Source organism: Streptomyces sp. NPDC012510, from assembly GCF_042955065.1.
GTDB lineage: Bacteria > Actinomycetota > Actinomycetes > Streptomycetales > Streptomycetaceae > Streptomyces.
In genome coordinates, this window is record NZ_JBIBEN010000019.1 from 91,966 (window position 1) to 104,759 (window position 12,794).

11 protein-coding genes are annotated in these 12,794 nt (G+C 70.4%); 3 read left to right on the plus strand and 8 right to left on the minus strand.

What is annotated here, in order from left to right:
* Nucleotides 1-8 precede the first annotated feature (8 nt).
* Nucleotides 9-371, minus strand: coding sequence for an anti-sigma factor antagonist (locus tag ACFY9I_RS30590; protein ID WP_391007435.1), 363 nt, complete (start codon nucleotides 369-371; stop codon nucleotides 9-11).
* Between the two features lie 206 nt (nucleotides 372-577).
* Between ACFY9I_RS30590 and ACFY9I_RS30595 the strand changes: the two genes are divergently transcribed.
* The 3 genes from ACFY9I_RS30595 (at nucleotide 578) to ACFY9I_RS30605 (ending at nucleotide 2,470) form a co-directional block, all read left to right on the plus strand.
* Nucleotides 578-1,012: an ATP-binding protein gene (locus tag ACFY9I_RS30595; protein WP_391007437.1), complete on the plus strand. Its 435-nt coding sequence runs from the start codon at nucleotides 578-580 to the stop codon at nucleotides 1,010-1,012.
* 383 nt (nucleotides 1,013-1,395) lie between these two features.
* Nucleotides 1,396-1,791 carry a hypothetical protein gene (locus ACFY9I_RS30600; protein WP_391007439.1) on the plus strand — a complete coding sequence of 132 codons (396 nt, stop codon included), beginning with the start codon at nucleotides 1,396-1,398 and terminating at the stop codon, nucleotides 1,789-1,791.
* Nucleotides 1,792-1,810: 19 nt separating this feature from the next.
* Nucleotides 1,811-2,470 carry an acetoacetate decarboxylase family protein gene (locus tag ACFY9I_RS30605; protein WP_391007441.1) on the plus strand — a complete coding sequence of 220 codons (660 nt, stop codon included), beginning with the start codon at nucleotides 1,811-1,813 and terminating at the stop codon, nucleotides 2,468-2,470.
* A gap of 169 nt (nucleotides 2,471-2,639) precedes the next feature.
* Here the strand turns inward: ACFY9I_RS30605 and ACFY9I_RS30610 are convergent, their stop codons facing one another.
* From ACFY9I_RS30610 to ACFY9I_RS30640, 7 genes are all read right to left on the minus strand, one after another.
* Nucleotides 2,640-3,365, minus strand: a complete 726-nt coding sequence (locus ACFY9I_RS30610) for an SDR family NAD(P)-dependent oxidoreductase (protein ID WP_391007443.1) — start codon at nucleotides 3,363-3,365, stop codon at nucleotides 2,640-2,642.
* Nucleotides 3,366-3,513: 148 nt separating this feature from the next.
* Nucleotides 3,514-5,319, minus strand: coding sequence for an RICIN domain-containing protein (locus tag ACFY9I_RS30615; protein WP_391007445.1), 1,806 nt, complete (start codon nucleotides 5,317-5,319; stop codon nucleotides 3,514-3,516).
* 21 nt (nucleotides 5,320-5,340) lie between these two features.
* Nucleotides 5,341-7,521, minus strand: a complete 2,181-nt coding sequence (locus ACFY9I_RS30620) for a beta-galactosidase (RefSeq protein ID WP_391007447.1) — start codon at nucleotides 7,519-7,521, stop codon at nucleotides 5,341-5,343.
* 57 nt (nucleotides 7,522-7,578) lie between these two features.
* On the minus strand, nucleotides 7,579-8,508 hold the full coding sequence (locus ACFY9I_RS30625) for an ABC transporter permease subunit (RefSeq protein WP_391007449.1): 930 nt from the start codon (nucleotides 8,506-8,508) through the stop codon (nucleotides 7,579-7,581).
* On the minus strand, nucleotides 8,505-9,329 hold the full coding sequence (locus tag ACFY9I_RS30630; RefSeq protein ID WP_391007569.1) for an ABC transporter permease subunit: 825 nt from the start codon (nucleotides 9,327-9,329) through the stop codon (nucleotides 8,505-8,507). The genes ACFY9I_RS30625 and ACFY9I_RS30630 overlap by 4 nt, the downstream gene beginning before the upstream one ends.
* A 112-nt stretch (nucleotides 9,330-9,441) precedes the next feature.
* On the minus strand, nucleotides 9,442-10,830 hold the full coding sequence (locus ACFY9I_RS30635) for an extracellular solute-binding protein (protein WP_391007451.1): 1,389 nt from the start codon (nucleotides 10,828-10,830) through the stop codon (nucleotides 9,442-9,444).
* 343 nt (nucleotides 10,831-11,173) lie between these two features.
* Nucleotides 11,174-12,250 carry a substrate-binding domain-containing protein gene (locus tag ACFY9I_RS30640; RefSeq protein ID WP_391007453.1) on the minus strand — a complete coding sequence of 359 codons (1,077 nt, stop codon included), beginning with the start codon at nucleotides 12,248-12,250 and terminating at the stop codon, nucleotides 11,174-11,176.
* Nucleotides 12,251-12,794 lie beyond the last annotated feature (544 nt).

A 12,794-nucleotide genomic window follows, 5' to 3' on the forward strand; every position in this document is an offset into this window, starting at 1 on the left:
CGTGCTCGTCACGGCACGAGAGCCTCACGCAGGGTCGGGTGACAGGTGACGACGGCGTCGAGTCCCACGAGCCGCACGGTGCGCAGCACGGCGCCCCCGGCTCCGGCGAGTCGCAGCCACCCCTGCGCGGACTGCGTGGCCTGGTGGGCGGCGATGAGGGCGCTGACGCCACTGGAATCCATGAAGGTGACGCGGCTCAGATCGACGACGACCCGGTCACCGGTGGTCGGATCCTCCGGAGGCAGCGCCCGGGTCAGAGCACCCACGCTCTGGTAGTCGATCTCTCCACGGAGATCGAGGACGGTGATGCCGTCGACATCCGTACGGTTCACGGACAGGTGGCCGGGGGCCACTTTTTCCTGGTCGTCCACCACTCGCGTCCTCTGCGCACTTGTCGGAAACCGGGCCACTTCTCCTCGCCATCACTGCCCCCGGGGGCGGCACACGATGCGCGATGCGACCCGTTCGTCGTCATCGCGCAGGACTAGGTCCGAGCCTCCGGGGTAATCGCAGGCCCATGAACGGGGAAGTGCAGATCGTGGGCAGGGAGCCTGTCGCGCCCGAGGAGTGTTCCCGGATGCCGGATGCCGCACCTGCCGAAGTGACCGTGGCCCTGGACGGTGCGGACGGCTGTATCGCCGATGCGCGGGGCCAGGTGCTGGAGTTCCTGACCCGGGCCCAGTCCGAGCACGGGCTGCCGGTGTCGGCCCGCACCATGGACCTGGCGCAGCTGGTGGTCAGCGAGCTGGTCACCAACGCGTTGAAATACGCGCCCGGGCCGGCCCTGCTGCAGTTGGGCATCGTCGACGGCATGGTGGAGATCGCCGTATGGGACACCGATCCGGTGCTCCCGCTCGCCCGGGCCGCTGACGTGGGGCGGGTGGGTCAGCACGGTCTGGAGATCGTGCTGGCGGTGGTGCAGGGCTTCCAGGCGCACCGGGAGCCCGTCGGCAAGCGCATCACCGCCCGGCTCGCTCTCTTCGACGATCCGTTGCTGGGCTTCGGCGGCTGACCGGCACGAACGCGAGCCCTGCTGACCGGCGGCCGGTTGCCCGCGCACGGCCGACTTGCCCGCGCACGGCGTGCAGCCGTCCGGCGGCGGTGTGCCATGCCCGTCACCGCACGGGTGCTCCTGTCCGCTCACCGGGTGTGTGGACCGGCGCCTGCCGTACGGGGTCGTTGCGCGAGGGCCTGAGGCAGCCTCGCCAAACCCGCCATCGGCTCATACGGCCCGGCGGTCGGCCGCGGGGGGCGCGGGCCTGGCGGGACAGGCCCCGGGAGAGACCCCCGGCGGCCGGAGCGGGTGACCGCGGCGGGCCCCGATGTTCGGGATGGTCCGGAGTGACCGTCCCCCATGGGCCTCGTTGGGAGAGCGTGCGCGTACGCGGAAGCGCTGTGAACGGCGGCAGTCGCCCGCTGCCGGGGCCACGCCCCGGGCAGACGGCGTCACTGCCGCCGGTTGCCGTGCTCACCGGAGCGGCGCGCGAGGTGGGGCGGAGCGTCGCCGCCCGTCCCGACCGGGACGGCTGCCGGCTGGTGCTCGGCGACATCGACGTCCCCCGGCTGCGCGGGACCGTGGCCGAACCCGGCCCGGACCACGTGACGTCGTCCCCCGACGTGGCCCGCACGGACGCGGCGCGTGAACGGGCCGCGTTGGCGTTCGGCCGTCGCGGACGGCTGGACGAGTGTTGCCCGCGCGCCTCCACAACACCGGCGACAGACTGCTCCGTACGGACCACATCTCGTTGGAGGTCGACACTGTTGCCCGCACCACCTACGAGTCCGAGCTGAGGAAGCGGGTGACGACACCGTGAAGCAAGCAGCCGCCCCCTTTCCCCCGTCACCGTGGCACCTCACCGGAGACATGATCGTCTCGCTGTGGCGCGTCCCCACACGCGATCTGCCGTCCTGGCCGCTGCCCGCCGGGACCCGCCCATGGGTCGTGCGGGGCCGCGCCACCCTGATCACCTTCTGGGTCGACTACAAACCCGGCGGCGTCCTCACCTACCGCGAGTTCCTCGTCGCCCTCGCGGTACGACACGGGCGCCGCCCGGCCGCCAGCACCGTGGCCGCCTGGGTCGACGACGAACGGGCCCTGACCGGAGGACGCACCCTTTGGGGCATCCCGAAGGAGCCGGGCCTGATCACGTTCCGCGTGCAGGGCCGGAGCACACGAGCCGAACTGACCGCCGCCGACACCCCGTCCGTCCGCGCGACGCACCACGACGCGCTGCGGCTGCCGTGCAGACTGGCCGCCCGCGCCCACCTGATCCAGCAACTCGCCGACGGTACGACATGCCGCGTCCCCCTGCGGATCAGCGGCCGCCCCTCGCTCGGCCACAGCCGCGTCACGACAGAGCCCGAAGCTCCCTTGTCCTTCCTCACGCACCACCGACCGCGGTTGTCCTTCGCCCTTCACGACTTCCGCAGCACTGTCGGCAGCTCTCAGGAGCACAGCGCGCCCCGGTAGCACGCCCACGAACGCGGATCAGGGGAGGGCTGTTTCTCGCAGACGGGCCCGACCGCTCGGCCCCGCGTCACCGTTCGTCGGCGCCCGCCACCCGCCGTACCAGGTCCACCCAGGTGCTCTGCGGACGGGCGGCCCGCACCGTGGCCCGGTCGGTCGCGTCAGGGGGCGGTCACAGCGCGGTGCCCGTCTCCTCGGTCAACGTCTCCAGGAGGAGCTCCTGGAACGCCTCGTCGTGGACGGCGCGGTGCGGCTGGAGCCGCCGGCGGTGATACCAGTACCCGCCGGTGGTCAGGGCCTGGGGTTCGTCGCTCGACGCGAGCCACTCCTGCGTCCGATGGCCGAGCTCGAGATCGTCCGGTGCGTTCGGGCCCCCCATCTTCGTGGGCACCCAACCCGGATCCACGGCGTTGCTCAGCACTCCGGGACGCAGTCGGGCCACCGCCGCCGCGAGCGTCGTCACGAAGAGCTTGCTGTCGGAGTACGAGCCCGCGCTCCCTCCGCGCCAGTCGACGTCGGCGAGAGAGGGGCGCCCACCGAAGTGCGAGCTGCTGCTGAGGTACACCAGCCGGCGCGGCCCCCGCAGCAGCGCCGTGAGCAGGTAGGGCGCGACGATGTTGACCGGCATGACCGCCGGCCCGCTCCACACGCCGGCGTTGTGGATGACTGCGTCGAGCGGCTCCGCGTCGTTGAGCGCGGCGGCGACGCTCCGTACGGCCGCACGCTCCCCGAAGTCACCGACCACGAGATGCGCACCGCGATCGACCAGCGCGTCGAGGGCCGCCGCGCGCTGCCGGTTCCGGGCGTGCACCACCACGTCATGGCCGGCGGACAGCAGCGAATCCGCCGCGGCACGCCCGAGGCCGTCCGCGGAACCGGTCACCAGAATGCGGCTCAAGGTCACACCACCCCTCCGACAGGCGAGGCCCCGCGCACCGTCGCGGGGGCCCAGGCTGATGAGTATGGGTCAGAAGGTCAGGAGCACGCGCCGAGGCGCGGCGGGCCGGCTCGCCCCGCCTCGGCGCGTGGTGTCAGGAGATCCAGGTCTACTGCAGGAGCTCCCAGTCCTGGGAACCGTCGCTCACCGCGGTCTGCAGGGTGAGCTGGCCCCCGGCGGTCGCACCGGTCAGGTACAGGCCGGTGTTCTTGACCGACTGCAGCTTGTAGAAGCCGTCGCCGGTCCTGACCAGGTTCCAGCTACCCGTCTTGCTGTTGTCGACCCACTGACCGATCTTCTGGCCGACGGTCGCGTTCCCGGTCCAGATTGCCGCCGCGCGCCCGCCCGACTTGTTCAGCAGGGTCACGCCACCCTGCGGCTCGGTCATGAGGTGCCAGTACTGGGTGTCCGGGTTCGCCGCCGAGCCGGGGGCCTCCAGACGGACGTCGGGGACGTCGCCGTTGCCGATGTTCGCGTCGTTGGTCTTGTTCCCCGTGCCGATCACCTGGTCGGTCCTGCGGTTCACCAGTTGGTAGTAGGCACCCTCCGAGTGACCGAGGTCGACCTCGGCGAACTTCAGCGTCGAGGTGCCCTGGTTGTTGAGTATGGAGATGCGGCCGGTGCCCTCGACGTACTGCAGGCTGCGGCTGTAGGCGCCGGGCGAGGTCGTCTGGTACTCCTTCCACTCACCGCCGCTTCGTCCGCTCTCGTTGACCCAGACGTTGCCGCTGCCGGCGGCGTTGTAGACCAGACGCCCACCGGGGAGCTGGATGAGGACCGGGCTGCCGCCCATCGACAGTGGGCGTGAACCGGTGTCGAGCGGGAGGCCGTTGACACCCGTGCCGGTCGCCGACCCGGCGAAGAACTTCAGCGGGTTGTCGGCGATCTGGTACCTGGTGTTGGCCCCGCCGCCCCAGTACTCGTAGGTGATCATCCACTTGCCGTCCGTCGTGCGGACGACGTTGGTCATGCCCGGCCGGCCGCCGCCGATCTCCGTCTTGCCGTTGCCCATGCTCTGGGTCAGGCCCGGGACGTCGACGACGGGGGCGCTCCACGCCGAGCTGCGGCCGTCCCAGGTCTTGTGGACCAGGATCTGACCCTGTGAGTCCGTGGCCGTGTCGTTGGCCGGGTCCAGAGTGGGTACACCGGTGGTCGCGTTGAAGCCGGTGTAGTCGTTCTCGTCGGAGTAGTAACAGACGAGCTGACCCTTGTGGACCATCAGGTACGGCTCCCAGAGCGGGTCCACCTGCTTGCCGGTGTTGGCGTTCGCGATGTTCTGGCCGGTCGCGCCCGCGCTGCCGCCCTGCCAGCCGCCCGTCGCGACGACGTTGACGACCTTCCAGGTCGCGCCGTCGTCGGTGCTGGAGTACAGGGCGATCGCCAGGTCCTTGCGGTCCCCGTCGTTGGACGGCGTCCAGTTCGGGTCGGCGGCCTTGTGCTCCTTGTAGTAGTAGTCGTCACCGGACACGACACTGGCGAGGAGCAGCGTGCCCTGCTTCAGGTTCCCGACGTCCTGCGGAAGGGCGTAGAGGTACGGATTGGTCCAGTTGCTCGTGTACTTCGCGTACTGCGGGTCGCTGGAGAGGTACGCGGGAGCCTTGACCTCCGACAGCGGCTGCCACGTCGTGCCGTCGTCGTCGCTCTTGTAGACCGGCATGGTCTGCTTGTCCGCGCTGCCCGTCTCGGTGACGACGGTGGACTTCTCGAACGCGGCGACCAGGCGCCCGCTCGGCAGTTGCGCCGACTTGGGGTAGACCGCGCAGTTGCCCCGCCCCTTCAGACACGGCTCGTTGCCGAGCTGGTACAGGGTCCCACCGGTCGGGTCGTACGCCTGCGCGCCCGACGCGGGTATCGCGAGCATCGCGGATGCCGCGGCGAAGGTGCCGAGCACCCTGCCCGCTCTTCTTCTGTTCATGGCCACTCCTTCGTGGATGGATCAGGGCCGGTCGCTCGCCTCGGCCGCCGGTGTCCCTGCGGCGTCGGCGCGGACGACGACACGGACGTCCCAGGGGCCGAGCTCCAGTGCCGAGCCCGCGGGGACGGGGGTGCCCGTGAGGGCGTCGGAGAAGTCCACCGGTGCCAGGACGCTCGCGGGCTCCCAACTCCAGTTGTGGACGATGTGGACGCGGCGCCCCTCGGGGGAGGTGCCGGTGGTGGCGGTGACCGACTCGGGAAGGTCACGCCACCCGCTGAGTGCGGTGGGCGCCAGCCACTCGGCCAGCGCTCGGGCGAGGTCGCGATCCGGCACCGTGCCCACGCAGGTGACACGGCCGTCGCCGTGACGGCGGGTGGTGACCGCCGGCCAGCGGCCGAAGTGCGGGTCGTCGTAGACGGCGAGGACCTCGGCGTCGACGACCGTGAGGCCCTCGATCCACCGGGTCGCCGTCGCGTCCCCCGGCACCGCGAACGGACTGCCCGGCACCGCGCGGACCGGGACCTCACGCGAGAGGTTGCTGAACTCGTCGTAGTGGACGCCGGTCGCGCCGACGAGACGTCCCGGTGCCGGTTCCAGGCGCGCACGGGCCTCGTGGTCGGCGTACGCCGTGCGCGGGCCGAGCACGAGGTGACCGCCCGCCCGGGCGTACGCCTCCAGCCACTCCAGCATCGAGTCGTCGACGACGTAGAGCGCCGGGGCGACGAGGACGGGGTGGCGCGGTGCGGCCTCCTCGGGCGTCATGCCTATTCGATCGCCGCTCGGGTCGTGCAGTTGCCGTGCGTGGACGATGCGCACCTGACGGCCCGCGTCGAAGGCACCCCGGTAGAAGGGGTCGAAGAGACGGTGATAGGCGGCCGGGTCCGGGGTGCCGTCGGCGGTGGCGAGCGGGGGGTACTTCTGCATCAGCCACTTGCTCGGCGTGGAGTACACCATCGTGATGTCGGCGTCCGGCACCAGGCCCGCGACGAGCGGGCCGGCCTTGTCGAACTCGGCTCCCAGCCGGGCCAGTTCGGCGTACGTACGGCCGGGCTGTCCGCTGTGCGGCAGGACACCGCCCCAGTAGGTCTCCGCGCCGAAACGCAGCGTCTGCCACTGCCAGTACTCGATCATCCGCGCGCCGCGCGCGACATGCGCCCAGGCCGCCTGGCGCCACTGGCCGTCGTAGCCCGGGCGGTTGTCCCAGGCGAACCCGATGGAGTTCGCGTTGGTCTCGGTGACCAGGAACGGCTCCTGGCGGGAGGAGAACATCCAGTCGGCCGTCTGGTACATCGACCAGACACCGGTGGTCTTCCAGATCTGTTCGTGGTCGTCGGGTGTCGGGTCCGGCAGCAGCAGGCCGTCCTGCATGTCGTAGTACGGGTTGCCGGAGGCGATGTCGAGCCGGGCGGAGAGTTCGTCGTCCGCCACACCCTGGCGGGTGTAGGAGATGCAGGTGGTGACGAACTGGCCGGGTCGCGCGTACTCGCGGACGAGGTCCGCCTGCCAGCCGATGAACTCCGTCACCTGGCGGGCCTGGAACTCCCGCCAGGCCACGTCGTACTGGGGCTGCTCGTTGCCGTCCGGGCTCCACAGGTCGGCCCAGGTCGACAGCCGGTGCGACCAGTAGACCAGGCCCCACTCGCGGTTGAGGGTCTCGATGTCGCCGTACTTCTCCCGCAGATGGTCCACGAACCGCTGGAAGACGCCGTGGTTGTGGAAGAGGTGCAGCCCGGGTTCGTTGTCGACCTGGAAACCGATGACGGCGGGGTGGTCGGCGTACCGTCCGACGACCTTCCGTATGACCCGCTCGGCGTGGAACCGGAAGCCCGGGTGCGTGAAGTCGACCTCCTGGCGGGCACCCCAGCCGATCCGCTCGCCGGTGCGGTGTTCGCCCGTGATCTCCGGGTACTGGCGGGCCAGCCACGGCGGTACGGCGTACGTCGGGGTGCCGAGGACGACCGAGATACCGCGCTCGTGGGCGCCGTCCAGGACCGGCTGGAGCCAGTCGAGGTCGAAGCGCCCGTTCTCGGGCTCCCAGGTCGACCAGACAGATTCGCCCACCCTGATGACGGTGAAGTGCGCGTCGGCCATCAGGTCCAGGTCGGTCTTGAGGCGTTCGGCGGGACGCTCGTCGCTGTAGCCGGGGTGGTACTCGTGGTAGTAAGCGGCGCCGAAGAGGACGCGGGCAGGCAGAGCCGCCATGAAGGGGAACCTCCGGAGGAGTGGGGGAGTGGGGGAGTGGTACGGGGAGTGGGCGGCCTACTGCTTGACGCCGCCGGTGGCCAGGCCGCTCTGCCAGTACCGCTGCAGCATGAGGAAGGCCACGACGAGCGGGACGACCGAGATCAGCGAGCCGGTCACCACCAGGGCGAGCATGTCGCTGCCGGCGCCGGCCCCGCCGTTCTGCGTCTGGTCCGCCCAGGAGGCGAGTCCGACCGTGATGGGGTACAGGTCGGGGTCGTTGAGCATGATCAGCGGCAGGAAGTAGTTGTTCCAGGTCGCCACCAGCGTGAACAGCAGGACCGTCACCAGACCCGGGGCCAGCAGTCGTAGGGCGATCCGGAAGAAGATCCGCGCCTCGCCGGCGCCGTCGATGCGGGCGGCCTCCAGGAGGCTGTCCGGGATGGCGTCCTCCGCGTACACGCGCATGAGATAGAGGCCGAACGGGTTGACGAGGGACGGCAGGATGATCGCCCAGGGGGTGTTGACCAGGCCCGCCTGCGCGAAGAGCAGATAGGTCGGGATCGCGAGGGCGGTGGTGGGGACCATGACCGCGCCGAGGACGAGGTTGAAGGCGGCTCGGTCCCCGCGGAAGCGGAACTTGGCGAACCCGTACCCGGCCGCCGCCGCGAGCAGCGCCGCCCCCACCGCGCTGACGCCGGCGTACATCACCGTGTTGCGCAGCCAGTGCAGGAAGACCCCGTCGTCCTGGGCGAAGGTCGCCTTGATGTTGGACAGCAGCTGCGGGGCGTCGGAGAACCACAGCCCGAAGCTGTTGAACAGGTCCCGTGTGCTCTTCGTCGAGGCGATCAGCAGCCAGAAGAGGGGGAGCAGGAAGTAGGCAAGGGCGGCCAGCATCGCGATCGTCAGCGGTGTGCTGCGGCGGTTCGGACGCTTCTTCGTAGGGCCGGTGCCCACCGGCTTCGCGACTGTGGGCGCGACTGCGGGCGGAGACGTGGTGGTCGTCATGCGGTCCTCCTCCGGTTCACGGTGAGCAGGACGGCGTAGGAGGCGATCACGATGACGAGGCCGAGGAGGAAGGACACCGTGGCGGCGTAGTTGACCTGCTGACCGGTGAAGGCGAGGGAGTAGGCGTACAGGTTGGCGGTGTAGGAGCTGCTGATGACGTCGGGGGCTATCTTCATCAGCAGGTTCGGCTCGTTGAACAGCTGGAAACTGCCGATCACGGAGAACAGCAGGGTGAGCAGCAACGCCGGGCGCAGCGCGGGGAGTTTGACGGACCAGGCGATACGCCAGGCCCCGGCTCCGTCCGTCGCCGCGGCCTCGTACAGCTCGTGCGGGACGGTGCGCAGCGCGGCGTACAGGATGATCATGTTGTAGCCGACGAACTCCCAGGTCACGATGTTCGCCAGGCTGCCCAGCATCCATCCCTCGCTGAGGAACCGCGGGACAGGCAGGTCCAGGTTCCGGCTCAGCTGGGCGAATGGGCCGAAGTCCGGCCCGTAGAGGTAACCCCACATGAGCGCGGCGACCACGCTCGGGACGGCGTACGGGACGAAGATGCCCAGCCTGATCACTCGCGCGAGCCACAGCAGACCGCTGTCGAGCGCGAGGGCGAACAGCAGCGCCAGGAGCAGCATCACGGGGACCTGGACCACGAAGAACAGGGCGACCCGTCCGACGCCGTGCAGGAACTGGGAGTCGCCGAAGGCCTGGACGTAGTTGTCGAGGCCGACGAACACCGTGCCGCCGACCAGGCGTTCCTGGAACAGACTGAGATAGGCGGCGTAGCCGAGCGGGGCGAGGAACAGCAGGAGGAACAGCACCATGAAGGGGGCGACGAAGAGCGGCCCCGCCGAGACGCGGTTCCCCCTGGCGCGGGCCGTGGCGGACGCGGGCGTGCCCCGTCCGGGCCCGGTCGAGGACTTGGCGGAGGCCATCTCAGTTCCCCTTGACGGTGAAGCCCTGGCTCTCGGCGTACTTCGTCAGCCGTGACTGCCAGGTGCCGAGCGCGCGCAGCGTGTCGGTCCGGTCGGCGAGGGACTTGCCCACCGTCTCGGTCCAGTCGGTCGCGGCCTGATCGAGGAACGGCGGCCACTGGAAGGAGGCGTTGACCGTACCGCCGATGTCGGCGAAGACCTGGTTGACCTTCTGGCCGCCGTAGAAGGAGGGAGCGTCCGAGACGAACTCCGCGTCCGAGAGCAGCGCCTTGGTGGCCGGGAAGAAGAACTGTTCCGTGGCGAACATCTTCGCGCTCGCCGGGTCGCTGTTGAGGAACTGCGCGAACACCGCCGCCGCGACGGGGTTCTTGGTCGACCGGACGACCGCGGTGGTCGAGCCGCCCCAGTTGCCCGAACTGGGCTTGTCCGCGTCCCACTGCGGCAGCGGGGCCGCCCGCCACTTGCCCGCCGTGGACTGGGCCGAACCGGAGAGGAAGGCCGGCCCCCAGGCGGCGGTGAGCCAGGTGGCGTACTTGCCCTTGTTGAACCCGGTGTACCAGCCGTCGGTGAAGTCCGGGTCGGTGCTGATGACCCCCTCCTTCGCCAGACCGCCCCAGTACTCGCCCAGCTTCCTCGACACGGCGTCGTCGACGCTGATGGAGAGCGTGCTCTTGCCGGACGTCGCGTACGGCCTGGCGCCCGCCTGCCACAGCAGGCCGTGCCAGGCGGCGGGTTCGTTCGCCGCGAGGTTGGTCAGATAGACGTCCGGGTCGGCCTTGTGCAGCTTGCGCGCGGCTGCGGCGAACTCGTCCCAGGTCGTGGGGACCTGGATGCCGTGCTTGTCGAAGATGTCCTTGCGGTACAGCATGCCCATCGGGCCGGTGTCCTGCGGTATCGCCCAGACCTCGCCGTTCGGTCCGCCGACCTGGGCCCAGGTCCAGTCCACGAACGTGTCCTTCAACGTCGAGGCGCCGTACGGTCGCAGGTCCAGCAGGCTGTCGGTGATGGTGAACGTGGGGATGGCCTGGTACTCGATCTGCACCAGGTCGGGGGCGCCGCTGCCGGCCTTCAGGGCGGTGCGCAGCTTGGTGTAGTGCTTGACGCCCTGTCCGGCGTTGACGACCTTGACCTTGACGGCCGGGTACTTCTTCTCGAAGAGGGCGATCTCCTTGGCGATGTTCGGGACCCAGGTCCAGAAGGTCAGCTCGGTGGGCGTCTTCATCGCCTTGTCGATGTCGGCCTTGCCGACGGGCTCGGCGGAGGAGGAGCCGCCGGAATCACCGCCGCCGCACGCGGTGAGGGCGGCGCCGAGCGACAGGGCGCCGCTCGTGGTGAGGAAGAGCCGGCGGCTCATGGAGGAAGGGCTGGCTGTGAACACGGTTCTGGGCATGGTGGACTCCCGCCGGTGGCTGGGCGGCACGCCTGGCGAGGGCGTGCGCGGGGGGTGTGGGAAGACAGGCACGGACGCGACGGTCGGCCTGCGGGCGCACATGGCCGGGGTGGTGCCCTCGGACGGGCACGACGACGCACCACGTGTCGCGCAGTGGTGGAGCGGCTCGGAGAGGCGAGGTGGTGGAGCGGCTCGGAGAGCTGAGGTGGTGGAGCGGCTCGGAGAGCTGAGGTGGTGGAGTGGCTCGGAGGGGCTGAGGTGATGGAGCGGCTAGGAGCAGCCGATGGCGTCGGTCAGATACGGGGAACCGACTGACGCCACGCCGGGGGAAGGAAGACCCGGATCAGGTGGAGGGGCCGCCGTTCGTGCGGCGGGGCGGTGGCGCTGTCGACGCGCGGACGATGAGGTCGACCGGTGGGCCGCTCGGTGCCAAGGCGTCCGCGTCAGGGTTCTCGATGGCGTGCACCAGACGCTTGAGGCCCTCCTGTGCCACGGCGTCGAACGGTTGTCGCACCGTGGTCAGTGGAGGGGTCACGTAGGCGGCGACGGGGATGTCGTCGAGGCCGACCACGCTGACGTCCTCCGGCACACGCCGGCCGGCCTCCGTCAGCGCGCGGATCAGCCCGATCGCCATGTCGTCGTTGGCGGCGAAGACCGCGGTGACGGAGTCGTCCCCGGCCAGCTCGCGTCCCACCAGATGGCCGGACGCGGCAGACCAGTCGCCCTCAACGGCCGGAGGTACGTCCCGACCCTGTTGGGTCAGTGACGCCCGCCATCCCGTCAGACGGTCCCTGGCGGCGTACCACCGTTGCGGACCGGCCAGGTGGTGGACGGTCCGGTGGCCGAGAGCCAGCAGGTGCTCGGTGGCGGCGCGTGCCATCAGATCCGCGCCGTCCCCGGCCGTCAGCACCGTGGGTGCCGTCACGGGCGGTGGCGGTGCGCCCAGGGCGAGGACCGGTACGTCGACGCGGAGGGGGTCGCAGCCGGCGGGGCTCTGCTCGTCGATCGGTTCGGAGATGACGATGCCGTCCACGCCCTGATCGAGGAGCGAGTCCACGGCACCGGCCAGACCCGCCGGGTCGCCCTCCATCGTGTTGACCACGCGCAGCGCGTATCCCGTGTCCCGTACGACCCGCTCGACCCCGATGAGGAGGGAGGCGGGTCCGTACAGGGCTGTACCCAGGGTGACCACGCCGATCGAGCGGGTTCGTCCGGAGGCCAGTGCTCGGGCGGCGTTGTTGCGCCGGTAGCCGAGCCGCTCGGCGGCTTCGAGGACACGTCGACGGACGTCGGCGGACACGTACGGCTCGTCGTTGAAGACCCTGGAGACGGTCTTCTGGGAGACCCCGGCCACCCGGGCGACATCCACGCTGCTCGGTGCCGCGGAGCTGCCGCCCCGCCCCGTCTTTCCTCGCGTCATGGTGTCTCCCCGGTGACCGCACGAATCAGTCCGCATTCCGCATGATGTCAGACGCTTCCTGACTGACTTAGCAGTCATGTCTGCGCAGTCATGTCTGCGCAGTCATGTCTGCGGTGACATGTCTACGCAGTCATACGGATCACGTCAAGACTTTGGACGCATCGTGTGGCGAGCCCGGCGGGGCCGGAAGTCCTCCCGCGGCGTCTCCCGGTGTCGGCCGCGCGGCGTTGGGCGGGGGAGTGAGCGCCAGTGAGTGCCGTCGGCCGGGTCTGGCGGGTGACCCGGTCAGGTCTGCGCATCCCGGACGACCCGAGCGTCGTCGGCTTCGACGACCTGCCGGTCATGGCCCTGGGCAGACCCGCCCCTGACCACCATTCACCAGCTCCTGAGTGCCTCTTTCGATCCTCGGCCGGGCGTGTGGGCCTGTGGCGTTGAACCGTCTGCCCGGCTGCGGTACGCGCCGATGACACGACGGGGCCGGGCCCGGACTCCGCTGAGGAGTCCGGGCCCGGCCCCGGCGTGCGGCGCGCGGCGTCGGAGGGCG